This window comes from Streptomyces sp. LaBMicrA B280, assembly GCF_049222185.1.
Lineage (GTDB): Bacteria > Actinomycetota > Actinomycetes > Streptomycetales > Streptomycetaceae > Streptomyces > Streptomyces murinus.
On the sequence record NZ_JBMJCT010000029.1, the window covers coordinates 42,048 to 63,673 of the forward strand.

The window sequence follows — 21,626 nt, forward strand, 5'->3', positions numbered from 1 at the left end:
GCCCTGTATGGGTGCTGGTTGCTACAGCGCCTGAATTTTCGGACCGGGAGACTCTGGAGAACACACTCATGGAGGTTTGGCACGATGCGACGCAGACAGTCGGTCCCGAGTACCATCTGTATTTTCTGCACGCTGGCGAGACGGCTGCGGACCAGATGATCGAGGAATGGGTTATGACTGTCCGCTCGAGCGATCTCTCCACAGGCGTCGAAGCGATGGGGTATCAGGGTTCGGTCAACGAGGGCGAAGTCGAGGCATCTCGTCGCCGCAATGAGTGGCTGGTGGGCACAGAAAACAATCTTTGTATCGCCTTCGCTGCCAAGGAAGATCAGAAGCTTCCGCTCGCCGAACTCGCTCGTGAACGCGGAACTACCGTTTGGAGGCACGTGCAATGACAGAAGTGCCAATCGTCCTCTGGTCTACGTGACACGCAGGCTCGTACCGAGCGCCGCTGCCTGGCCGACACCTCCCGTGCCGCGGCCCTGCGCGGGGCCTGTGCGGAACACGCAGCGGGAAGGCCGGGGATGACGGACGCGGTCAGCCGACGCCGCTGGACAGGACCGCGTGAGCGCACTCGCGCAACGCAACACCCTGATCGACTGCTGAAGCCAGCTCACCCGTAACGGCCTGCCAAGTGATTCGGCGGGCCGTTTCCGGTTTCAGCCGCACAGATGAAAGGGAGACAGCGAGCATGCATGTTCATTTTGAAGCCGTGGACCCTGAGAAAATGATGAGGTTCTGGGGCAGCATCCCTGGCCATGGTGCGTACAGCGTCGGCCAGGCGGAATCTCCGGCGGTGCTGCCGGTCGTCACCGTCCTCGTCGGAACCGTCGCCGAACAGGTTCAGACCCTGGTCGCAAAGGGCGCCTCTCTCGTAGAACTCCACGACCCCGTCGAAGCTCTGATGACCGATCCGGAAGGCAACAGGTTCAGGGTGGTGCTCGACCCCGATCACGAAGCATGACGCTGCCTGCCCAGGCCAAAGCCCGGCCTCCGCGGCCGCGCAGGGCAGAGCGGGCAGCGCGGGCGACCAAGCGCTCGGCAGCGCGGATCTGGCACGGGGACGTTCTTCGGGCGGCTGACGGTCTTGATCGTCAGGTCCAGATAGGTCTTGGCCCAGGTCACGAGCTGTCCGGCATAGGCGGAGTCGGCCCAGACGATGGTGATTTCCGGGTGCATCAGCCGCAGCCGGAACAGCACTTCCTTGGCCGCGTTGCGATCGGTCATGTCAGCCGGGGTGACCATGACGAACAGCGGCAGGCCCTTGGTGTCCACGACCAGGTGCCGCTTGCGGCCGTTGATTTTCTTGCCGACGTCGTAGCCGCGGGAGTCCTTGCCGACGGTGTCGGCGGCCTTGATCGACTGGGAGTCGATGACGGTGGCCTGGTCAAGCAGCTCAAGGGCACCAAGGCCGCCGCCCAGGCGCTCGGGATCTCCCAGCGCACCGTGGAGCGGTACGTCGCGGGCAAGCTCAAGCGGCCCCGCCAGGACCTCCGCGGCCGCATAGAGCGTGAGGTCAAGAAGCGCTGGCAGCTGCAGGTGAGGGCGAAAGCGAGGAAGAAGGCGGCCTCCACCGACGGCCTCGTCGTCTCCACCCGCGCGAAGTTCGGGTTCACCGAAGCGCCGGGCACGACCGACGACGCGCGGATCCGCGACATCACCCAGGCCCTGCCGCCCGAGTACGCCGACCAGTTGTTCACTGCCCGCGAGCAGGGCGTCACCGAGCAGCAGCTCCAGCAGATCGCCGCCGACGGCCTCGGCGTGGAGTTCACCGACGTAGAGCACATCCAGATCGAGCTCTAGAACGAAGATGGTCATCCATGTCCGCGGTACAGATGTGACTGAGCGCTTCATTTGGCCAGTGAGAGTGTGAATTGGCCACCTGAGCACCTGTCCCATAGATCAGCGGCGCCGGGTGCCCGTCAGGTAGTAGCCAGTGATCCGACGCCGACCTGCCGACGTGGTGTTCGTGGCATGGAAGTAGGACGCGGGGATGTCGAAGGTGCGGGGGTCCCGGCCGGACTCGTCGGTCACCTCGACGGTCCGCGCGCCGGGGTCGTAGGCACGCACGATCACGATCTCGGGGTAGTGGTAGGTCGCCCCGCTCGAACACGTCGAGTAGATCTGACGGGCTTCAATGCGATGCACGGGCTCCCCTTCGGAACTGATGACTGATCTATCGACGGTAGTACCACTGAAGTGGTCACGCCGCACAGAGACTTAGAGGCCAGGCCGCCGCTCAACTGGCCAACTGAAGCGCTCAGTCACAACAGAACGGCCTCCCACCCGTCGGGTGGGAGGCCGTTCTGCTCACCCCGGCGATCTCATAGCCGGAGGTCCGCCGTGCCACGGCCACGGCGCCCATGAACGAACCAGGTGGCGACAGTCAACCAAGCAACTCAACCGGCCGCCGCACGCATCGCTCATTGGATGGAACGCACCGCCTGCGCAGCACCTGTCCCCGTGCGCCGGTCGTTGAGGCGGTTCGACGCATCCCGCCCAGGGATCGCGCCTGAGTGATAGGGACGCCATGGCGGGCAAGTTCGCCTTCTTGAGGGAAGAGTTCCTGATCGAGGGGGAGTGGGGTGGGCTCGACCTCGAGGGGCCGGTGCGCCACCTGCGAGCCGGTATCGGGTCCGGCGGCAGCACGATCTCGGAGGCGGCCTTCGCGGCCCTGGGGGCCACCAGCGTGGGCCTCAGCCCTGTGATCACCGAGCAGTGCGAGGCCATCCGGGTCGAGTTCGAGACGGACGAGGGCATCTGGACGGCCACCCTGGACCTCGCCGCCCAGCACGTGACCTTCCTGAACAAGACCACCGGAGAGGTCGAAGTACCGCTGCCCGTACGGCCCGAGGCCGGCGAGCTGGCTGCAGGCTCCTTCTCACTGGAGCGCATGGGGATCGCCGCGATGGAGACCCCTCGCGGCAACGTCACGCTCGACACGGTGCTGGTCCTCATCTACGAACAGCAGCACCATGCCGGCCGGAACACCTTCGGCTCGGTCAGCACCGCGGACATGAACCTCACCCTGGAAGTCGTCTTCGGAATCCTCGATAAGGAGGCAGCCCGCCTCAAGGCGCAGGCGAAGGCAACGCGACGCGAGGCGACCAGAGACGCAACCGCCCTGCGCAAGGCGAACGAACAGCGGCAGAAGTACGGACTGCCGACCTCGTTCGAACTCGACATGGATCAGGAGCGACACAACAAAGACGCCGACACCCACCGGGCCGAAGCCCGGCGCCTGGCCGAAGAACTCAAGGACCACCAAGGTGTACTGACCAGCCGGGAAGCCGAAGCGACACGAGGGCTGCAAGCCGTCTCCAGCGCGGCCGCGACGGCGGACCAGGCGCACCAGGCCGTCGTCGCGCAGTATGAGCGCCGCGGACTGGCCCGCCAGCGTCTCGCCGCAGCAGAGGAAGCGGCGCGGCCGCGTACGCACTGCCCCGAGTGCGAGCAGTCCTTGCAGTCCCGGTCGGGTGAGGGGCCCGCGTGTCCGCTGTGCCGCCAGCCCGACGCTGGCCTTGTCGCCCGCCAGGGCCGGCGTGCCCAGGAGCTGGCACAGGCCATGGAAGTCGCTGCGGCGGCTGAATCGGAACTGTCCAAGGCCCAGCGCATCGCCCGGCAGGCGGTCGATGCCCGGCGCAAGGTCGAGCAGGACGCGCAGCGGCTGGCCGGCAGGGGCGCCGCGTACCGGGCGCAGGAGATCGCTCCTCGCGAGGCAGCGCAGGCCCGTGCCCGTACGGCCGAGAGCGAGGCGCGGGCGAGGCTGGAAGCGGTCAAGGCACGGCGCCAGGAACTCGTCCAGGTCGCTGAACTGGAGAAGAAGGCGGCCTCGTCATCGCTGAGGGCCGACGGCGCGGAGAAGGTGTGGGCCGCCGCCGAAGGGGACGCGCAAGAGCACCGTCAGCAGACCGCGAAGCAGCTGTCACAGATCTTCGCGGACATCGCCATCCCTATGGCGCCCCACAAAATCCGCAGTGCCGTGATCGATCCCAAGACCTTGGCCCCGAAGATCAACAATCGGTCCTTGAAGCAACTGGCTCGCTCGGCTGGCCTAGTGAGCATCGCCCACATCGCCTACCACCTGATGGCCCTCGAAGCTGCCCGCAGCATGCCGCTTGTCCAGCTGCCCCGCTTCCAGTGGCTCGACGCCCCCCTCGACGGGCTGGGCGGCGGCCCCGAGGGCAAACGCCTTGCCAACGCCGTCCTCACCATCTGCGCGGAGATCGCTGGCCCCGACGCCCAGCTCATCCTCACCACTCCACAGGCACTCCCCACCCGCCCGCAGGGCCTGCACACCACCAAGCACGACAGCACGAAGCCGCTGATCCCGCACGCCCGACCTGAGAGCGACGATCAGTGACCGACACCAGCAGCGCCCCACCCGCCGGACCCGCACAGGTCCAAGAGCAACATCCGCCCATCGTCGAGTGCCTCGGCATCGACGACATGGTCCTTACGTACAGCAGCGAACACTGGATCGATCCCTGCCACGAAGACGGCGTGCAGTACTGGAACGTCGGCATGCACGTCAATGAGGAGGGGCCAGGCGAAATGTTCGGATCGATCCGAATCTGCGTGGCCGATGAATACCGGGTCGCCAACATCGTGCACAGCTTCGATTTCCTCAGCTCAGACCTCTACCGGATCGGCAAAACCCTCTACGACGAGAAAACGGGCGAGCTGTGCGACGACCTCCGGGATCTCCTCGCCCTGCCCGGCAGGGCAACCATCGTGGACGAGGTCACTATCGACCGACGCCTGCGCGGTCACGGCCTCGGTGTCTACCTCACGGGAATGGCCCTGGACTACCTCAGCCACGGAGCTGGCGTCATCGCGCTTTTTCCAGGCCCCCTGGAACGCGACGACGACACCGACTACGAACAGGCCCGGGCCAACCTGGGCCGCGCATGGTCACGTATCGGCTTCACGCCGTACCGCGACGGCACCTGGATCCTCGACCCCGGGACAACCGCCCTCGATGACGCCCTCCGGTGTGAACGCGAGCGACTTCAGCATCACCGCTGGAACATGACTTTCTGCTACGAAGCACCCGGCCGCAGCACAATCAGCGAGATCACCATGGCCAAGTGAGTTCCTCATCCCCTCCCCAACAGCCTGCCCTGATACTGAAGGCGATGTCTCGGGGACGTTGATACCCGGTGACACCAGTGAGGTCCCGCCCCGCGCCGACGCGGGGCCTCACGCGCGTATCCGCGGGAGGTCGGATGTTCATGCGCTGCCGAGTCCAACACCCCGTGCACGGCTCCGGTCACGGCCGGGTGGTACCTGGTCCGTCCGGGCCCGTGCGTCTGGCGGCAGCGCGACGGCGGATGAGGTCTGGGAGCCGGCGGCCGGGGTGAAGAATAGCCCGACCTTGCCGAGCCCGGTGACCACCACGCTCAGCGCAGGCAGCGCCCACCGAGCGGCGTGCTCGTCGTCCAGGCGCTGCCCGGTGCGGTAGCCGACCCGTATGTGCACCAGGGTGCGGGGCCCGCACTGGGTAGGCCTGCACTCAGGCGGAAACTGCCCCCTCACGGCTCTCCGGGATTCCCGCGAAGACGATCATGCGGTCCGTGACGCGGGCGGCTCCGTACGCCGCGGCGGAGAGGAAGCTGTTGGCCCGTGCGAGATAGCGAAAGTCCTGGCCGCGGGCCACCCAGAGGAGCATCTGAGCCGCGTTGACACTTCGGTACGCGGCGTCGACGAGCGCGCCGGAACCGCACCCGCTTCTTGGAGCCATGGGGCTGTCCAGATAAGAGATCCGCACGTCATGGTCGGCTGGCCCCATAAGGGCCACGACTTCGAGAAGATCACGGACCCGTTTGAGGCTCATCTCAATGTCCGCGTACACATCGCGGCCCGTGGCGAGCGCGTCTCTGGCCTCGCACCTGTTGCACGCCTCCTCGGAGCATCGATTGGTAGTCCTCGTACGTCACGGCGTTCAGCGCCTCGATCCGGGCGAGCGTCTCCACCGAGTCGTCCTTCTTCATCGCGGTGTCCATGAACTTCAGCAGCAGCTCCACGCGGATCTGAACGGCCGCGCATTTCCTCCGGTGGTATGCCGGAAGGCGAGCCCGGCTGTGCGCCCCAGGTCAGAGATGGTGTGGCACAGATCACAGAGAGGGCTGCGAGATTTATTGCCGGACCAGTGCGCTCCCGGGCCTAGGTGGAGAAGCCTCATGCACTCATTCACCTTAACGCCGCTGGAGTTCCACGTGAACACACCGCCCCGACCAGATCCAACTTCCCTGCAGGACCGCATTCGTACAGCTTCTGAGTCTATGGAGCAGACTCTTGAGTCGTTCTACGCAGAGAGGGACGGTGCCGACGGCACCAGGATCTGCCATCGCGAGCACCTGATCCATCTGGCAGTCCAAGTGATCGAGGAGTTCCGCAAGTACAAGCACGAGCTAACAGCTGTGCTGGCAGAACTGCCACCGGAGGAAGGAGATACACAGTCCTCAGCTGAGGACCTGGCGAAGAAAATCTTCGGACCCCGTGACTGTGCCGAATTCCTCGCAATCATTCTGCTGCAGCTGGATGCCGTGCTCAGGCGGCCGCCCGTGCTGATCGCGTTCCATCCACATGTACATGAAGCGTTCCTCGCACGGAACGCCACACTTGAGGGCGACGCTGAGGTTGTCGACGCGTTCACCAAAGACGTACTGGGTCGGCACCCCGGCCGCTGGCGCGAAGCCGTGGAGATGGCCCTGTTAGGGGACTGGGTCGACCTGTTGGCATCCAGATACGGTGCTTTTTACGTCAAGGACGTGCTCAAGCGTGAGGCGGAGGAGCACCACAGCCAGCTGCAGCCGCTGTGGGAGCGGAAGGCAAGAGGGAAGCGGACCCTCCTGCTGGGGCAGCCGATTGACGCGACCCGAACCGTCGAAGACCTGCTGGTCGATCACCGCACCCCCGAACAGAAGCTGCTGTCCAACGAGCTCGACACGCGGATCGCTTCGGTGCTGAAGGCGATGCGGCCTGCCGAGCAGGCCCTCGCCCTGCAGTGGTCAGCGGCCCACGACTCCTGGGGTTCGGTAGCCAGGGAACTCAGCTACGAGCGGCAGTTCGGAGACAGCGTGCGGCGCAAACTCCAGAGACTGGGCGACCGCCACATGGACCGGGCCGCGGCGGCAGACCGCACCGCACGGAGACTGAAGTGAACGTACTCTCCGCCACGCTGCCCGAATTCCTCGGGAGCCTGGGCGCCACACTCATCGTGGCGCTGGCCGGCTGGATGAAACGCCGCTGGCGCCGACAGGCCCGCACGCCGGACACCACGCTGAGTCCTGCGACCGGTGAGACCGGCCGGACCGGGGCCATGGACCACAATGACGCACAGATGGGCAACGAAAACGCCCTGGTCCGGGTCGCCGGCACAGGTCTGTCCGCCCTCGCCTACACGCTGCTGGAGGTCGCCGCCGCGATCCGGGAGAACACCACCGCGCGCAGGTAGCCCCCGGTGACACCCGTGAGGCCCCGCCCTGCGCTGATGCGCCGGTGCGGGGCCTCACACTCGTAGCCGACGCAGCAGACCGGCGCCGGGCCGGTCCATCTGCCGGACCGTGCGCAGCTCGCGCACCATCGCCTGAATCTGCTTCTCCTGCTCGGGCGTCCAGCCTGGCTCGGCGCGCCGGGGAGCGCCCGGAGGGCCTCCTGGACAGCCTCCCGACGGCGTTCCGGACGATGCGCGGGCCCCGTACGAGCAGGTGCGCATCGAGCGCCGCCGCCAGGCCCACGTCTCCCACGCGGCGGCCCTGCGCCGGGCCCGTGCGGAACGCGCGGCGAGGGAGGCCGCGGCGGCGACCGCAGTCCCGCAACCGACGCCGCTGTGCAGGACCGCGTGAAGCGATCTGCATATGCCATTTGGGATAGCCGCCGAAGAGTGTCCCTCCGGTGCAGCCTCACTGCCCGAAGCCGTGCGCTACGGTGATATCACGCTCGATGATTTTGCAACGGGAGGGCGCGATGAGTGATCAGCCGTGGACGATCACGTCCATTCGTGACGCTCTGGGCACCCCGGCCCTCGCTCAGCGTTTCCTCGCCGAGATCAACCGGGCGCCGGCTCACGAGTTGCTCGTCGTTTTCGCTAAGTGGGAGCGCATCGCCAAAGACGTCGTGGCCGCTATCGATCGTGGACGTAGGATCGCAGCGGCCGAGGCCCGCGGTGACGAGCCATCCGACTGCTGGGTGGACGCCACCGACCGTGTTCTCGCAGATGCCGAACACATCCGTACCCGCGGCGCCGCGTAACCCGAACGCCCCACACGCACAGTTCTCTGCCTGCTACTCTCGGCTCGGCCGACCTCTCCCGGCAACGCCGGCGCCATCGAGACGAGGGAGAGGTATGTACTGCCTCAAGTATGACATCGCTGCAGACGCTGTCCACGAGGCAATGCCGGCCCCAGCAAGCGAGTCGCTAACGCTCGCGCTTGCCGATGCCTGCCAAGATCCCGTCACCGCCACCCAGCCCTACGGCGAAGACGACGGAGTCATGCGGATGCTCGTCACTGACCACGCCTTCGCCGTCCTGCTCCTGGGCCATGTGTCCAAGACGATCACCGTGCTGCAGGTGACCTACCTCGGCTGATCGCGCCACGCCATGTATGCGGGCCACGCGCAGTGCCCCCATGGGGCACCGACCGGCTCCACACGCACCGTCAGTTCGGGGCACCGCGCAGCCGGTACCCGCTGAAGCCGCGGACCGCCCACTGAGAAGCCGAGCCGCGCGAAGCCGCCCGCGCCGACGAAATCCAGGCGCTGCGTGAGTCGGCGGCGGCCCGGTAGGCGGGGTGGGCCAGGATCGCGGGGACCCGGCCGCCGCGCCGGACGCTCCGCAGGCGCCGGTGAAGACGCGCGAGATGGGATCGGCCGGCTTCCATCAGGCGCTCGCCGCGCACTGGGCCGTGGTGCCCTCGAGCTGTGTCGGTCCGTCGATTGCGGAGGCGGTGGAGCGGCAGACCGCTGCGAGCTGTCCGGCCGTGTGTTCGCCGAGCCCGACGCCATCGAGGACGATCGTCGGATCCGATCGAGCAGGCCCGTACCGTGCGCCGCCGCCAGGCCCACGTCTCCCACGCGGCGGCCCTGGGCCGGGCTCATGCGGAACGCGCGGCGGGGGGCGTGACGGCGCGGCCGCGGTCTTGCAGCCGACGCCGCTGTGCAGGACCGCGTGAGGAGAGGAGAGCTCGAGGCATCGCCGAGGCGACCGCCCGGCGTGATCGGAGCCGCTGTCATGAAGCCGTCGTCGAGTCGCGGCCTTTCAAGCGTCGTCAGGACTGGATCCGCCGGCCCTGGTGATCGAATAGGCCCGAGCCAAGCACGCCGCCCGGCAGGCCGGTACGGCGACGGCCGTACCTCATCGCTGAGTTGCGGACCGCGACGTGAGCAACTTGTTGCCCTATCAGCAACTGTCGTAAGTGTCTGGTGAATTGATGGGATTCACTCGAACGATATTTGATCTTGGGTGTCCCCAAACCTGAAGACGGTGTGGCCTTCATCACCTAAGCCGTGCATCCTGTCACTGTCATGTCACATCCAGTGATCCAAAGGCGCTGGTCAAGCCGGTCTGTACGGTACATCTAGCGTCACCCTGCGCAACTGGTTGACCTCTGAACGTAAAAGTCGTCAGTCGGCGCATGCGTGTTCGGGGCTCTCGGACGCTTGAGTAGGTCACGCCCGGCGCACCTCCGCGCCGATCACCATCCCTCAACGAAGAGGACTGATGACCGAAGAAGTCGGCGAGGACGGCTGCGTTCCCGTGGCCGCGGCCCCTCTCCCGCTGCCCGTAGAGTTCGAGGCGCTCTACATCCTGAACCAGGAAGCGTTCCACGAACTGGCCCTGGCCGTTCTGGGGACGAACGACGCGGCCGAATGGGCGGTCCACCGCGCCTTCCTGGAAATCCTTTGCCTGTGGGGCAAGCTGACGAAGGAAAGCGAGGACCTGCAGAAGGAAGTGTGGGCGATCGTGAGGCGCACCGTCATATCGGAGCACCTGCTGTCCCTGCGGGAGCAGATGGCGGCACTGGACAGCGGCAGCGGTCTGTACGCGGCGCTCGGTGCGCTCCCGCCGCGGCAGTTCGACGTCATGGTCCTGCGCTTCATCGGCCACTACGACACCAAGCGCATCAGCTGGTACATGGGCGTCACGACCAGCACCGTCGACTACCACTGCCGCAAGGCCCGGGAGCGACTGTCCCCGGTCTACCAGCGGATCCTGAAGTGCCAGGGGGAGGGGACCGTATGAACACATGGGAAGAACATCTGGCGAGCGCGTCCACGTGCGAGCCGCGCCGCCCCTTCGACGTAGCCGCGGGCCTGCGCCGTCTGGCCCGGGACGCCGGGTATCTCCTGCCCCCGGCCCCGGCTCCGATGCGGCCGGAGAGCACTCCGGCCCGCCACCGCCTGACGGCCGTCGCCTCCTGGAGCGTCACCCAGGCCGGCGCGGCCTCACACGTGAAAGACCTCGCCGACGTCATCGGCACCCCCCACACCGTCTTCGACGGCTGGACCGATGATCTCGACATCGATGGCATCTACGTCTTCGCCTGCTCCCTCTACCTCGCCAACCACCCCGAAAGCGCCTGGTTCTGGTGGGGATTCGCCGCAGGCGCCGGTCACGGAGCGGCCTCCTACTGCCTGTACCTCCAGCACCTCACCAACGGAGAGCTGAGGGAGGCGGACGTCTGGTGGGAGCGGGTCGAAGACGCCCTGTCCGACACAGAGGGCGACGACCTCAACGTCGTCGAGAGGACCACACTGATCGACGCGCTGGAGGGATTCGCCGGGTACCGCGCCCGCACCGGCGCCCACCGGGTGGTTCCCATCGGCGACCTGCGTGAGGCGGTCGACCGCCTGGCCGACCAGTACCACGATGGCTTGCTGGGCCGCCCCGACCGCCGCCTCGCGGACCGACTGCGTGAACTCACCAGCCACTGACCCCACCCACCGCTGAAGGGAGCCTCCCCGGGCCCCACCCCACCCGGGAGGCTCCCTTCAGCTATGTCCCCAGAAGGGATCTGCTCCGTGACCACTCCCCCTCCCCCGTCAGACGACCAGCGGTCCTCCTCCCGGCGCGGCCCATGGGCCCAGGCTCAGTGCCGCGCCGCCGCAGGGCACTTCGTGAGCGGCCTCGCCTACGGCACCGGACTGGTCATCGCCAGCCTGGTCAACTATTGGCTCCAGCAGATGGTGTGACCTCCGGGCGCTCGAGCCGCCGGATGCCGGTCGGCCGCCAGCCCTGTGGGGGCCGGTGTCCAGGACGGGGGTGCAGCAGGTCGATCCCGGGCGGCCAGCGCGACCCCGGCGCGGCCGGCCCGGCGGGCGAGGGCCAATCGCACACGGCTGCTCCGCCCTGACCGTGCTACGCGACGCCGCCCGGAACCGGCATCTCAGAGGGTGCCCACGACTGGGACAAGTACCAGCACTGCCCACAGGTCAGAGCCTGCGTCCGTCGTCCACTCAGCGCCGGTACATAACTCCGAACAGGTTAAAGAAACAGGTTAAATATTCAGGATAAAGACTGCTAGGGTGAAGGCACGGAAGGAGGTCGACCACCATGGCGTCCGAGGAAGAGCTGTTCGCGAACATCGACGCACTGCTGGAGGAGGAGCCGCAGCTCCCGCCCCCGGCGGAGCGCGCCCGGCTTCGCGAGGCGGCCGGCATCACCCAGGCCCGCCTCGCGCAGGCTCTGAAGTCGACCGTGCAGACGGTCAAGAACTACGAGAACGGCCGGAGCGAACCCAAGGAGCCGCGCTTGTCGGCGTACCAGCGGCTGCTGAAGGGGTGGGCGGCGAAATACCCCGCCCACGGCGCCCCCGCCGTGCCCGCCCCGGCTCCGGCCGCCGCGCCGCAGCAGGAGGTACCCGAGGCGTTCACCGGCCCCGCCGCCCCGGAGCAGGCGGAGACCCCCGCGCCGGTTCAGGCCCCGGCCATGCCCGAGCACCCCGCCCGTGCGGCCGCGCGCCCGGCGTCGTCGTCTCGGCGCCCGGCGAAGAAGGCCGCCGCGCCCGCCGCCGACCCGCGCTTCCCCCACGGTCCGCTCGCCGTCCTCGATGGAGACGGCTCCGCGTACGGCGTCGACGGCCTGGTGCTCGACTGCCCGGCGGCCACGGTGGTGCAGCTGGTGGAGTGGACGCTGCGCGAGTCCGGCCTCGGTGCGCCGAAGCTGCACCGCCACGGCAAGGACGCCGACCCGCTGATCGTTCTCACAGCGTCCGCAGCCACGAAGCTCGGACTGCCCGAGCGCCTGGAGGACCGGCGCGGCCTGCGCCTGCCGGAGGACCACCCGGTCGTCAAGCAGGTACTGAAGGCGAAGTGGCAGCTCACCAAGCGCGGCTTCGGCCCGTGGCCGCGGATCTACCGCAAGGCGCAGGGCCGGGACCGGCAGTGCGTGCAACTGGCAATCCTGCCGTGGGACGCGCTCGACTCCCGTTCCTGGCCCGGCGTCGCGGAGATGGAGCCGGCCGACGTCGCCCGCGTCCTCGGGGTGTACGCGCAGCGGGTCATCACCCCGCGCGGCGGCACGGCGGTCAACGGCCTGGAGCTGATGACCGCGCTGCGCCCGCCGACCCGGCCGGTGCGCGACGAGGAGACCGGCAACTGGGTGTCCGGCCACAACCCTGGCTCGCTGGGGGCGGAACAGATGGACCCGGCGCCACCGGAGGGACAGCCCGAGCACCCCGCAATCCACCGGATCGGCTGGAAGGGCGGCTTCCTGCACGAAGAGGCGTACCAGTGGATTCGCCCCTTGGACCAGCTCACCGGCGCGGACACCATGCAGCCCTACGCGGTGGGCCTCGACCTGAACACGGCTTTCCTTGCGGCCGCGGCCCGCCTGGTCGTCGGGCTGTCGGAACCGGTGCACTTCGTGAACCCGTCGTTCAGCCCGAAGATCCCGGGGTCGTGGCTGGTCGACCTGTCCGGTATCGAACTGGACCCGCGCCTGCCATCGCCGTTCACGCCGACCGGCGAGCGCCCGACGGGCCCGGCCTGGTATCAGACGCACACCGTCGCCTACGCCCAGGAGCTGGGGTACAACGTCGCCCCGATCGAGGCGTACCTGCGCAAGGAGACCGGCGCGTACCTGGACCCGTGGCACGACCGGCTCAGGACCGCGTACGTTGACACCCTCGCTGACCTCGGCGTCACCAAGGACCTGTCCGACACCGAGTTCCTGGCGGCGATGGAGCGGCACAAGGACGTCGACCCGGCGATGGCCGCCGTGCTGGCCGCGATCAAGGGCACGGTGAAGGGCGGCATCGGGAAGCTGTTCGAGAACCCGCAGGGCAAGCACTACAAGGAGGGCGACCCGTGGCCGGCCATGATGCGGCCGACCTGGCGCCCCGACATCCGCGCCGCCGTCATCTCCAAGGCACGCGTCAACATGCACCGCAAGCTGCTGAACATGTCCCGGATGACCGGGCTGTTCCCGCTCGCCGTGCTGTCCGACTGCGTCGTCTACCCGAGCCCCGGCAGCAGCCCGCTGGACTTCCTGCCGTACTCGGAGTCCGGGAAGCCGCAGCCGGGCGCATTCCGCCTCGGGCCCACGCCCGGCCTGGTGAAGCTGGAGGGCGTCCAGACAATGACCTGGACGGTCGACCTGATGGAGCAGGGCATCAACCCAGCCCGCCACATCAAGGGCGGCGACGCCGTCCTGGACGAAGGGGAGTAGACCGTGGGGGAGATCGAAGACGCTATCGAGCGGGCGAGTTGGGAGACGTTCACCAAGGAACCGCCCAAGACCCTCCAGGGCCGCATCAACTACCTGCTCCGGCAGATGGGAACGGCGAAAGCGGTCGCGGAAGAACTCGGCGTCACCGCCGACTCCGTCAACAGGTACAGGCGCGGCGCCCGCAAGAACCCGCCCGAGGACATCGCCGCGAAGATCGACATGGCGGTGCGCACCCGCTGGCAGCCCCAAGTCCGCAGACGTCGGCGCAAGCAGGCGGGCGCGGCCGGAGGGATCACAGTGGATACCCGGGCTCGTTTCGGTTACAAGGCCGGCCGCCTCACCACCGACGACGGACGGTTCCGGCGACTCACCGTGCACCTTCCTGCGGCCTACGCGCAGCGCCTGTTCGACGCCCGCGACGCGGGGGCCAGCGACCAGGACATGCGCGGAATCATCGCTGAAGGATTTAAAGAAGTGTATTTCCAGGACGGTGGTGGTCGCGCTATGGGACTGTCGGACGTGGAACTCAACGACATCGACTATTTGGACTTGGACTACTAGACAGGAGCGAAAAGCGTGACCACTGAATTCCCGCCCATCGACCGTGACAAGAACCCCATGCTCGATGCCGACCACGATGCTGTCCGCATCGCCGACGCGCTGCGCTCCAGCCCGCACATCACCTTTGTCGCCCCGGCCGCGCCCGGCGACGAGACGGTCTGGTTCCGCGACGCCGATGGCACCGGCTTCGAGCTGTCCCTTGCCACCGTGGAGCCGGACCCCGACGGTGAGCGGGTGGCCTACGCCTGGGACGCCGTGGCCGCCGCGATCGGCAACCACCGGCACTTCATCCGGGCCGCCCTCGATCAGCCGTCCTTCGGGCCGCTCAACCTCAACACCATCACCGCGCTCACCCGCACCGGCAACGAGTACACCCTCACACTGACCGCCTGCTACCGCTCCGTCGACGACCAGGAGCACGCCACCCCAGCCGCCGATGTCGCCTACGCCGCTGACCGGCTCATCGTCAGCGACCCGAGCGACGCGGAACGAGCGACGGCCGAACTCCTCAACTACGTGGCGGCCACCTGGGACAAGCAGGACCTCCCGCTGCGCGAGCACGCCCAGGCCGTCGCCCGCGCCCTGCGCACCCGGTAAGGGGGATCTGGCTCATGTCCGCATCCACGGCCACCCGGCGCGCGTACCGTGAGGTGACGACCCGCCGGGAGGACCAGATGAGCGCGCAGCCCGACCACGCCCCCGTCACGCCGTACGCGCCCGCACCCGGAGCCCCGGCCGAACTCCTCGCCCAGCTGCGCGCGGACAAGCGGGCGGAGAAGTGGGTGCCGGCCTTCGAGCGGCAGTGGGCGGCGGCCCTCGAGGAATCCCGCCGCACCTTCTCCCTCGGCGGGCTGTACGAGGTCGTCCAGGAGTGGCAGGGCCGTCTCGCCTCGGCTCCGGCCGTCGATGCGTTCGTCGCCTCCGGCTGCGACGACAGTGACTTCATCGACATGGCGGAGCTCCGCGGGCGGCGCCGGTGACCGAACAGCAGCCGTATGCGGTCCGCTTCTCCGCCCCGGCCGCGAAGGTCCTCGACACCCTGCCCGAGCACGTTGAAGACATGGTGTGGGACGTCCTGGACGCCGCCGCCGGCGATCCGTGGGGCTTCCGGCCGTGGAATGCAGAGGACCCCGAGGGCGAGGACGTCCGGCACGCCTCCGTCGGCCAGCTCTCTCTCACCTACTGGGTGAACCGTCCGCTGCGCCGTCTGTCCGTCCTCACCATCACCTGGCTCGGATAGCCACCCGTGCAGGTGCCCTGACCCCGGCATCGCAACTGCCGGGGTCAGGGCGTTTTCAGTGTGACAGGAGCCCGGTCAGTGGCTGCAGGCCGTACAGACGGTGCCGGCGAACGCGTGATCTGAGGCGGCAACATCGCGGCCGGTCAGATGAGCAGCAGCGTCCAGCGAGGCGGACAGCGGCCGACGGACAGCAGTACCGAACTGGTAGGGCTTGTCGGTCGTGATGTAGCGGTCGACCTTCGCAGCGCGCTTGCCGGGGTCCTTCAGCACCAGGCTGTCCACCACGCTGCGGTTATGCCAGGACGCTTCGTCCCGTCCCCACTTCCTCTGCGCCTCTTCGGCACTCATGCGGAGGGCGTCGCCGATCACCTCCCAGCTGGTGCCCCGGACTCGCTCAGCAATCACCGCGGCTGACACCAGGGAGTCCACGTCACGGCAGCGGTGAGCGGCTTGGCGCACGTAGTCGCCTGCCACAGCCAAGTCCTCGCCCAGCATCTGCGTATATCGCCCAAGGGACATCGCGGCTGACTCGGCCGCCGACCCCAGCTCGATCCTCGCGATATCGGACGCGGTGAAGCTGCCGGCTGGCAACTCTCGCGGGTCAACCTGGACATCGCCCATCTCGGTACTCATGGGCCGGATCGTAGGCCCGCAGCCGCCAGATCTCCGCCGCCTCCAGACGTCAGCCGCCGTATCCACCAGTAGCCAACAGACGGCCACGCCCACCACGCCGAAGCCAGCGCCGTATCCACGCCTCGCTGCGCCCCGATCCGCACGCAGAGCGCTCTCCCCGCACGAACGGGTGAACTCCGCGCCACAAACACCCGGCGCCTACCTCTTCCGGGCGACACCGTGTCAGTCCCGGTTCCTACCGTGCGTTCCGTGACCACTTCACCGTGCCGCCCCTGGTGGTGCACCTGCCGAAGGGCCCGTACATGAGCCTCAAAAGCGGAGTCGACAACCCCCGCACCCCGATGCGCCGGTTCCTGGACCGCGAACTGTCCGCCGGCGTCAAGCCGTTGCGCGAGTCCTTCCGGTCCCAGCACCGCGCCGATCGCATCCTGATGCCCTTACCCGGGGTCGGCACTGAGAGCGGCACCGCCGGGACGGCAATCGACACCCGGCTTCGCCTCGCGTTCACCACGGCCGCGCCCGTCGACCTGCCTGCTGCGATCGGCATCGAACAGAGCGGCCACGACTACCAGGGCACGGGCCTACGGATGCGCGCCGTCGGCAACGAGCTCTCCGCGCGACTGACGCACACCGTCCACGCCCTGGACCTCGCCAACCGCGACACCCCCATCGACCGCGGCCACGATGAGGAGGAAGACCTGGCTCGCCTCCTCATCGCCACGGCCTGGTACCAGGTCCTCACCCGCAGCCCAATCGGCTTCGAACACACTCCGCTGTACCTCGCCGCATGCGAGGACCCCGGCTCCTTCACCCTCGACCATCTCCTCCAGCTCCCGCACCGCGACCTGGTGGCCGGCGTCGTAGCCCAGCTCCACCAGGCCGCAGACAGCCCACTGGCCTCCTTGCGCGCCCGCACCCGACCCGAGGACTGCACGCCTGGCCCCACGTTCCCTGGTGCGCAGATCACCGCCGACGCCGACCTCGTGATCGACGGGCTCCTCGTCGACTTCAAGAGCGACAAGCACCCGCACCGCTTCCCCAAGGCGAGCGCCTGGCAGCTGCTCGGCTACCTGCTGCTCGACACCGCCGACCGCTACCGCATTGACACCGTCGGCTTCTACCTCTCCCGCTCCGGCGTCCTGGCCACCTGGCCAGTGGAGTTGTACCTCGACCTACTCGGCACCTGCCGCCGCGACCTCACCGCGCTGCGCTCCGTCTTCGCCGAACTTCTCGCCGGCTGCCGCGCCGACGCGGAGCCGTACAGCCCGCACGACGAAGACCGTGTCCGGCGACTCCTGCAGAAGCTGGCCCCTGTCATCGAGGCCGGCCACTGCCCCACCTGCGCCCAGCCGCTGCCCGAGTCCACTCGCCACCCTCGTAAGTTCTGCACCGCCCGTTGCCGAGGCCGCGACCAGGCCATGCGCCGCAGGGGCCTCCTCCCCGGCGGTCCCGTCCCGACGCTGCCGCGCCCGCGCAAGGAGCGCCTGGAGCCCGGCGAAGGCTGGGGGGTTGTGAGTCTCACACCCCATTTCCGCAGGTAGACGCGGTGATCTGTGAGGCTATGAGGGTGTGAGCTGGAGCTCGCGCCGGTGCTTTGTCCTGATCTGGTGCCGCCCGTCAGCCCGGAGGACGATGGAGTCGTGGGCGAGCACCACGAGGACCAGGAGCACGCCGTCGAACCGGCGCGGCCGCCACCTCACCACGGCCCGCGCCCGGGAGATGACGACCGGGCTGCGCGAGGCGATGGACGACGTCGACATCGCGGCGCGGATCGTCGCGGGCGGGGGGAGTCTCTACGTCCAGGTGGAGTAGCTGGCGCGCCACACCGCTGATCCGGCGCTCCTGGAGCTGCTCGCCAGGACGCCCCGGCCGGGCGAGCCGTAGCCGCCGACCGCGCCCGACCGCGCCCCCGGGGGGGCATGGGAAAGGGCCCGCACCTGTGGGTGCGAACCCTTTGCCGCGGGGCTACTTGTGCTTGGTCTCGAAGTGCAGGTCCCCGTAGTGGGTGCCGCCGGTGATGCCGTGGCGGTCGCCCTGGACCGTGGTGGTGTCCTGGGTGGTGGGGGCCTGCGCCGCAGCCTCCTTGGCGCGGAACTGCTCGTACAGGGCGTCCGCCTGAGCCTGGACCCACACGTCGCGGTCGTTCGTGTTCGTCGCCATGGTGATCTCCGTCTGGTTGGGTTGTGCGGATCGGTGGGTGGGTCAGCGGCCGAGGTGCCGGCGCCCGGAGTCGTACATGCGCCGGGCCGCGCTGTGCCGGTCCGGGTCGCCGAGGACGCGGCTGGCGATCTGCGGCCACGACATCTGGTGTTCGTCACGCAGCTGCACGACCAGGACGGCCGCCCGGCGCTCCAGCAGCTGGGCCAGCTCCTTGGTGTGGCGGGCCATCACCGCGAGCGACTCCCCGTCCGGAGCGAGGTCATCGGTCGTGCCGAGGGCGGCGAGGGCGGATTCGAGCTGGTCGCCCTCGACGGCGACGGCGAGGTAGCCGCGGGGGTCGTCGTCCTTGGTCCAGGTGATCTCGGCCTTGTGGCCCTGGGTCTTGGTGACGCGAACGGTCATGGTGGGCCCTTCGTTGTCGCCTTGCGCTTTGTGCAAGGCAACTCTGACACAGGGCTTGCACATTGCGCAATCCTCCCCCTCCCCCCGGGACCCCGACACCGAGGTCGCCGACGTCCTGGCGCTCCTGTGCGCCCAGATCGGGGAGACGGTGGAGAACGGACTCGCTGCCCGCCGCTACGCCCTGACGGGGGATCGCCGGGCCCTGGCCGGGACTCTGCTGTAGTCGCTGCTGCTCGTGGTCCTGGTCGTCCTCGTGGTCTGCTGCCCGGCGGGAATCGGGTGCAGCGCAGCATTTGCATGGGCCAGGCGGCACACGGGTGTTGCTCGTGCAGCAGGCAGGCCCTGCTTGTGCAGCGACGGCCAGCTGCTGCACAAGCTGCTCGGGCCGCTGCACCCGGCCGCCGGCTCCTGTTCCGCAGACTTCAGTACGACGGCGGGCCGGCTCCAGCGCTGCATAAGATCGCAGATCTGCGATGTTCCGGGCGGGATCTATGCACGGCTCCCGCATACAGCGCCGGGTGCGCGCGGCTCGGGCAGACGTGTGTGCCCCTGCCGCACATCTGTCTGCGGTAGGGGCACAGTTCGTGGTCGGTCATCGCCCGGGTGCGGATGCGGGTGGTGTCACCCGGCGGCGCGGACGGCCCGGAGCGGCTGGTTCTGGCGCTTGGGCGGAGCGGTCTCGTACAGCGGGGCGGTGATCTCGGGCAATTCGCCGGCCTCGATGCGTTCGGCGGCGTCCTCGATCGCTTCCTCCAGTTCTTCCTGGGAGGCGTAGGAGGCGACGTAGGGGTGGAGGTAGTAGGTCCGGTACTTGCGGTCCTTGGGCCGCAGCACGAGGTTCCGGCTCTCCAGCAGCGACATCGCGGTGTTCGCGGAGTTCCGGGACAGGCCCACGCGGGCCCCCAGCTCGGCCTGGGAGGCGTTCACCTCGCCGCCGGGCTCTTGGCGCTCGATGAGGACACTCAGCAGCTCCATAGCGGCCTTGGTGAGGTCCAGCCGGTACAGCATTCCGAAACCGGCGCTGGCCTGGATCAGCATGCCTGCCCCTCCTCGTCGACGACTCCATCTTCCCCGTCTTCGGCACCGAGCTCCAGCTGCACGCTGCGCGGCGGCGGCGGGGCGTTGAGGGCGGGGAAGACGTCCTCGGGCAGCTTCCCGGTCTCCCGGTCGCGCAGCGCGTCCAGGATCTCGCGCTGGACGTCGCCGTTGCCCTCGAACCCGAGCATCGGGTTCACGAAGATCAGCCCGTTGTCGACGCGCTGGATCATGTGCCACTGCTCCAGCCGGCCGATGGCCCGGGTGACGTTCGACCGCTCCACGCCCAGCTTGTCAGCGATCTTCTTGTGCGTTGCGCGCAGCCAGCCCTCGCGCTGCCGGCCGATGCACCACAGCAGGACCGCGGACTGGATCGGCGACATGCCGTGCTGCGCGATGAGCACCGCCAGGACGTCGGCGAGAAAGTCGTTGGAGACCACGCTGTAGCCGGACCGGCCGTACATGTCGTGGGGGGCGCGGTACGTGTACCGGACGCTGACGTCCATCTGCTGCACGGGCCGCTTGCGCGTCGGCGGCTTGATGTCCTTGCCCAGCCTGGAGGACAGGGTCTCGCGGAAGGCGCTGTCACCACCGGGCGGAACGGCAGCGATGCGGCCCTTGCCGCGGCCGGTGGACGGGCGCTTGGGCTGGGGTGGCATCGACGGGGGTCCTGTCCTCGATCTTGTGGGGTATGCGCCGGACACTAGCAGTTGTTCAAGCTCAGTTGGCAGATTTGTACACGCTGGCGTGGCGCTTTGGTGTCGACGCCGACACACCCGATTCGGGCCGTGTTCCCTGGGAACCTGTCGCCACCTGCAACGATCCGCACTTGTACAAGTTGGGTTGGCAAATAGGAGTGTCGGTGTGGCACCGCGAGCACATTTCCGCAGGTCAATGTGTTGCGGCTGACACATCCTCTCTCGCAAAACCCCAGGTCAGAGCACGTTTCCGCGAGGTGCCTTCTTTTCCCTAAGACGCACGCGCGCGCGAGGGTCGCACCAGGGCCTCGGCTCTCACCGGGGCCAGCGCCTCCGACGGCACCAACCACCACAGCCACCAGGTGCGCACGCCCGTGGCCCCTCACCCGCACGAGCGCCACCCGGCCGCGCCGGCCTCCCCTGCTGCGCACCGCCACTTCGACGACTGAGGCGGCTTCGCGTGCGGCTCAGCCGCTCAGGCGCAGGTCGTGGACGGCACCATCGGCTCTGAGTCTCGGGTGGTGCCAGCCGTGACGCTTAGCAGCACTAAGGCGTGGTCGTGGATCGTGGACGGTTCCGCCGAATGGCCCGGGGGCCATTCGGCTCCGGTACCTCCGTACGTTGAATTTCGGCATTCCCATATCGGGCTTCCGTTCTGCGGCTGAGCTGTTCAGGGTCGCGTAATTCGAATTCACACAGTGAGTTTCTAGCCGAGGCCAGGGGTGGAACGGCAGGAACCCAAACGCTACACAGCTTGTCGGCGTGATGCATCACGCTGGGCGTGTGTTCCCTCGCCCCGGTGATGCATCACGTAATCAGCCCCACCGTGGTGGGTTGCCGTGTATGCTGACGGGGTATCGGTCAACGTCAGCGGCCAGTTTCAAGGATAGGGGAGGCGTCAGGGTGGAGCGCAGCGGAGCCCGTCACTGCGATGGGGCCGGCACTCGATCGGGCCGACGGTCCGTCACCGTCGTTGCGAGGGTGGTGGCTGGGAACCCCAGGCCCTACACAGGTCCGAGCGTAATGCACCTCCCCTCATAGCCAGCCCGGGTGATCGCGCTTGCGCGGTCGCCTCCAATTCGCGCTTGCGTGAATTGGATTCCGTCCGGAATTCCGCTTGCGGAATTCCATTCCCGCGCTTGCGCGGGAATCCGAATTGCGCTTGCGCAATTCGCGCTCTATGCCCCGGCTTGCCGGGGCATATCCCGCTCCGCGGGAGATCGGA

At 68.2% G+C, this 21,626-nt stretch carries 26 protein-coding genes and 2 pseudogenes; 19 read left to right on the forward strand and 9 right to left on the reverse strand.

Annotated elements, in window-relative coordinates; genetic code table 11:
• Window positions 1–68 precede the first annotated feature (68 nt).
• Both ACLF5H_RS23965 and ACLF5H_RS23970 read left to right on the forward strand, forming a co-directional pair.
• A complete protein-coding gene (locus ACLF5H_RS23965; protein ID WP_421678086.1) occupies window positions 69–395 on the forward strand; it encodes a hypothetical protein in 327 nt (108 codons plus the stop codon).
• A gap of 296 nt (window positions 396–691) precedes the next feature.
• Window positions 692–964, forward strand: a complete 273-nt coding sequence (locus ACLF5H_RS23970) for a VOC family protein (RefSeq protein ID WP_093892593.1) — start codon at window positions 692–694, stop codon at window positions 962–964.
• 101 nt (window positions 965–1,065) lie between these two features.
• Here ACLF5H_RS23970 and ACLF5H_RS23975 read toward each other — a convergent pair.
• Window positions 1,066–1,383: pseudogene (locus ACLF5H_RS23975) on the reverse strand (transposase); the annotation flags it as partial.
• Here ACLF5H_RS23975 and tpg (ACLF5H_RS23980) point away from each other — a divergent pair.
• A pseudogene (tpg, locus tag ACLF5H_RS23980) lies at window positions 1,384–1,803 on the forward strand (telomere-protecting terminal protein Tpg); the annotation flags it as partial.
• Between the two features lie 99 nt (window positions 1,804–1,902).
• Here tpg (ACLF5H_RS23980) and ACLF5H_RS23985 read toward each other — a convergent pair.
• Window positions 1,903–2,148 carry a hypothetical protein gene (locus ACLF5H_RS23985; RefSeq protein ID WP_421678087.1) on the reverse strand — a complete coding sequence of 82 codons (246 nt, stop codon included), beginning with the start codon at window positions 2,146–2,148 and terminating at the stop codon, window positions 1,903–1,905.
• A gap of 382 nt (window positions 2,149–2,530) precedes the next feature.
• Here ACLF5H_RS23985 and ACLF5H_RS23990 point away from each other — a divergent pair, with 382 nt between their 5' ends.
• Window positions 2,531–4,363 carry a hypothetical protein gene (locus tag ACLF5H_RS23990; protein ID WP_421678088.1) on the forward strand — a complete coding sequence of 611 codons (1,833 nt, stop codon included), beginning with the start codon at window positions 2,531–2,533 and terminating at the stop codon, window positions 4,361–4,363.
• Window positions 4,360–5,094: a hypothetical protein gene (locus tag ACLF5H_RS23995; protein WP_421678089.1), complete on the forward strand. Its 735-nt coding sequence runs from the start codon at window positions 4,360–4,362 to the stop codon at window positions 5,092–5,094. Before ACLF5H_RS23990 ends, ACLF5H_RS23995 begins: the two co-directional genes overlap by 4 nt.
• Window positions 5,095–5,515: 421 nt before the next feature.
• On the opposite strand, the gene ACLF5H_RS24000 is transcribed toward ACLF5H_RS23995, so the two are convergent.
• Both ACLF5H_RS24000 and ACLF5H_RS24005 read right to left on the reverse strand, forming a co-directional pair.
• Window positions 5,516–5,836: a hypothetical protein gene (locus ACLF5H_RS24000; RefSeq protein WP_421678090.1), complete on the reverse strand. Its 321-nt coding sequence runs from the start codon at window positions 5,834–5,836 to the stop codon at window positions 5,516–5,518.
• A gap of 1 nt (window position 5,837) precedes the next feature.
• Window positions 5,838–6,026, reverse strand: coding sequence for a hypothetical protein (locus ACLF5H_RS24005; protein WP_421678091.1), 189 nt, complete (start codon window positions 6,024–6,026; stop codon window positions 5,838–5,840).
• A 258-nt stretch (window positions 6,027–6,284) separates the two neighbouring features.
• Between ACLF5H_RS24005 and ACLF5H_RS24010 the strand changes: the two genes are divergently transcribed.
• The 11 genes from ACLF5H_RS24010 to ACLF5H_RS24060 all read left to right on the forward strand — a co-directional run bounded on the left by ACLF5H_RS24010 (window position 6,285) and on the right by ACLF5H_RS24060 (window position 15,473).
• Window positions 6,285–7,166 carry a hypothetical protein gene (locus tag ACLF5H_RS24010; RefSeq protein WP_421678092.1) on the forward strand — a complete coding sequence of 294 codons (882 nt, stop codon included), beginning with the start codon at window positions 6,285–6,287 and terminating at the stop codon, window positions 7,164–7,166.
• Window positions 7,163–7,459, forward strand: coding sequence for a hypothetical protein (locus ACLF5H_RS24015; RefSeq protein ID WP_421678093.1), 297 nt, complete (start codon window positions 7,163–7,165; stop codon window positions 7,457–7,459). The genes ACLF5H_RS24010 and ACLF5H_RS24015 overlap by 4 nt, the downstream gene beginning before the upstream one ends.
• A gap of 512 nt (window positions 7,460–7,971) precedes the next feature.
• Entirely contained in the window at window positions 7,972–8,256 is a 285-nt protein-coding gene (locus ACLF5H_RS24020) for a hypothetical protein (protein ID WP_421678094.1), read from the forward strand.
• A gap of 1,468 nt (window positions 8,257–9,724) precedes the next feature.
• Window positions 9,725–10,246 carry an RNA polymerase sigma factor gene (locus tag ACLF5H_RS24025; protein WP_421678095.1) on the forward strand — a complete coding sequence of 174 codons (522 nt, stop codon included), beginning with the start codon at window positions 9,725–9,727 and terminating at the stop codon, window positions 10,244–10,246.
• Window positions 10,243–10,938: a hypothetical protein gene (locus tag ACLF5H_RS24030; RefSeq protein WP_421678096.1), complete on the forward strand. Its 696-nt coding sequence runs from the start codon at window positions 10,243–10,245 to the stop codon at window positions 10,936–10,938. Before ACLF5H_RS24025 ends, ACLF5H_RS24030 begins: the two co-directional genes overlap by 4 nt.
• An 87-nt stretch (window positions 10,939–11,025) precedes the next feature.
• Entirely contained in the window at window positions 11,026–11,196 is a 171-nt protein-coding gene (locus ACLF5H_RS24035) for a hypothetical protein (RefSeq protein WP_421678097.1), read from the forward strand.
• Between the two features lie 361 nt (window positions 11,197–11,557).
• Complete coding sequence (gene tap, locus ACLF5H_RS24040) at window positions 11,558–13,672, forward strand: telomere-associated protein Tap (protein ID WP_421678098.1); 2,115 nt, start codon at window positions 11,558–11,560, stop codon at window positions 13,670–13,672.
• A 3-nt stretch (window positions 13,673–13,675) separates the two neighbouring features.
• Window positions 13,676–14,233: a telomere-protecting terminal protein Tpg gene (tpg, locus tag ACLF5H_RS24045; protein WP_421678099.1), complete on the forward strand. Its 558-nt coding sequence runs from the start codon at window positions 13,676–13,678 to the stop codon at window positions 14,231–14,233.
• A gap of 15 nt (window positions 14,234–14,248) precedes the next feature.
• Complete coding sequence (locus ACLF5H_RS24050) at window positions 14,249–14,830, forward strand: hypothetical protein (protein WP_421678100.1); 582 nt, start codon at window positions 14,249–14,251, stop codon at window positions 14,828–14,830.
• Between the two features lie 77 nt (window positions 14,831–14,907).
• The gene (locus tag ACLF5H_RS24055) at window positions 14,908–15,213 is read left to right on the forward strand and encodes a DUF6247 family protein (protein WP_421678112.1); all 306 of its coding nucleotides are present in this window, start codon (window positions 14,908–14,910) and stop codon (window positions 15,211–15,213) included.
• Entirely contained in the window at window positions 15,210–15,473 is a 264-nt protein-coding gene (locus ACLF5H_RS24060; protein ID WP_421678101.1) for a hypothetical protein, read from the forward strand. The genes ACLF5H_RS24055 and ACLF5H_RS24060 overlap by 4 nt, the downstream gene beginning before the upstream one ends.
• Before the next feature lie 75 nt (window positions 15,474–15,548).
• Here the strand turns inward: ACLF5H_RS24060 and ACLF5H_RS24065 are convergent, their stop codons facing one another.
• Entirely contained in the window at window positions 15,549–16,106 is a 558-nt protein-coding gene (locus ACLF5H_RS24065) for a hypothetical protein (protein ID WP_421678102.1), read from the reverse strand.
• A 302-nt stretch (window positions 16,107–16,408) separates the two neighbouring features.
• Between ACLF5H_RS24065 and ACLF5H_RS24070 the strand changes: the two genes are divergently transcribed.
• Both ACLF5H_RS24070 and ACLF5H_RS24075 read left to right on the forward strand, forming a co-directional pair.
• Window positions 16,409–17,647, forward strand: a complete 1,239-nt coding sequence (locus tag ACLF5H_RS24070) for a hypothetical protein (RefSeq protein WP_421678103.1) — start codon at window positions 16,409–16,411, stop codon at window positions 17,645–17,647.
• 91 nt (window positions 17,648–17,738) lie between these two features.
• Complete coding sequence (locus ACLF5H_RS24075; RefSeq protein WP_421678104.1) at window positions 17,739–17,918, forward strand: hypothetical protein; 180 nt, start codon at window positions 17,739–17,741, stop codon at window positions 17,916–17,918.
• Window positions 17,919–18,071: 153 nt separating this feature from the next.
• Here the strand turns inward: ACLF5H_RS24075 and ACLF5H_RS24080 are convergent, their stop codons facing one another.
• Window positions 18,072–18,266, reverse strand: coding sequence for a hypothetical protein (locus ACLF5H_RS24080; RefSeq protein ID WP_421678105.1), 195 nt, complete (start codon window positions 18,264–18,266; stop codon window positions 18,072–18,074).
• Window positions 18,267–18,308: 42 nt separating this feature from the next.
• Entirely contained in the window at window positions 18,309–18,668 is a 360-nt protein-coding gene (locus ACLF5H_RS24085; protein WP_421678106.1) for a hypothetical protein, read from the reverse strand.
• A 55-nt stretch (window positions 18,669–18,723) separates the two neighbouring features.
• On the opposite strand from ACLF5H_RS24085, the gene ACLF5H_RS24090 reads away from it, so the two are divergent.
• Entirely contained in the window at window positions 18,724–18,891 is a 168-nt protein-coding gene (locus ACLF5H_RS24090; protein ID WP_421678107.1) for a hypothetical protein, read from the forward strand.
• Window positions 18,892–19,289: 398 nt separating this feature from the next.
• On the opposite strand, the gene ACLF5H_RS24095 is transcribed toward ACLF5H_RS24090, so the two are convergent.
• Both ACLF5H_RS24095 and ACLF5H_RS24100 read right to left on the reverse strand, forming a co-directional pair.
• Window positions 19,290–19,706, reverse strand: a complete 417-nt coding sequence (locus ACLF5H_RS24095) for a hypothetical protein (RefSeq protein WP_421678108.1) — start codon at window positions 19,704–19,706, stop codon at window positions 19,290–19,292.
• A complete protein-coding gene (locus tag ACLF5H_RS24100) occupies window positions 19,700–20,362 on the reverse strand; it encodes a MarR family transcriptional regulator (RefSeq protein WP_421678109.1) in 663 nt (220 codons plus the stop codon). The genes ACLF5H_RS24095 and ACLF5H_RS24100 overlap by 7 nt, the downstream gene beginning before the upstream one ends.
• Window positions 20,363–21,626 lie beyond the last annotated feature (1,264 nt).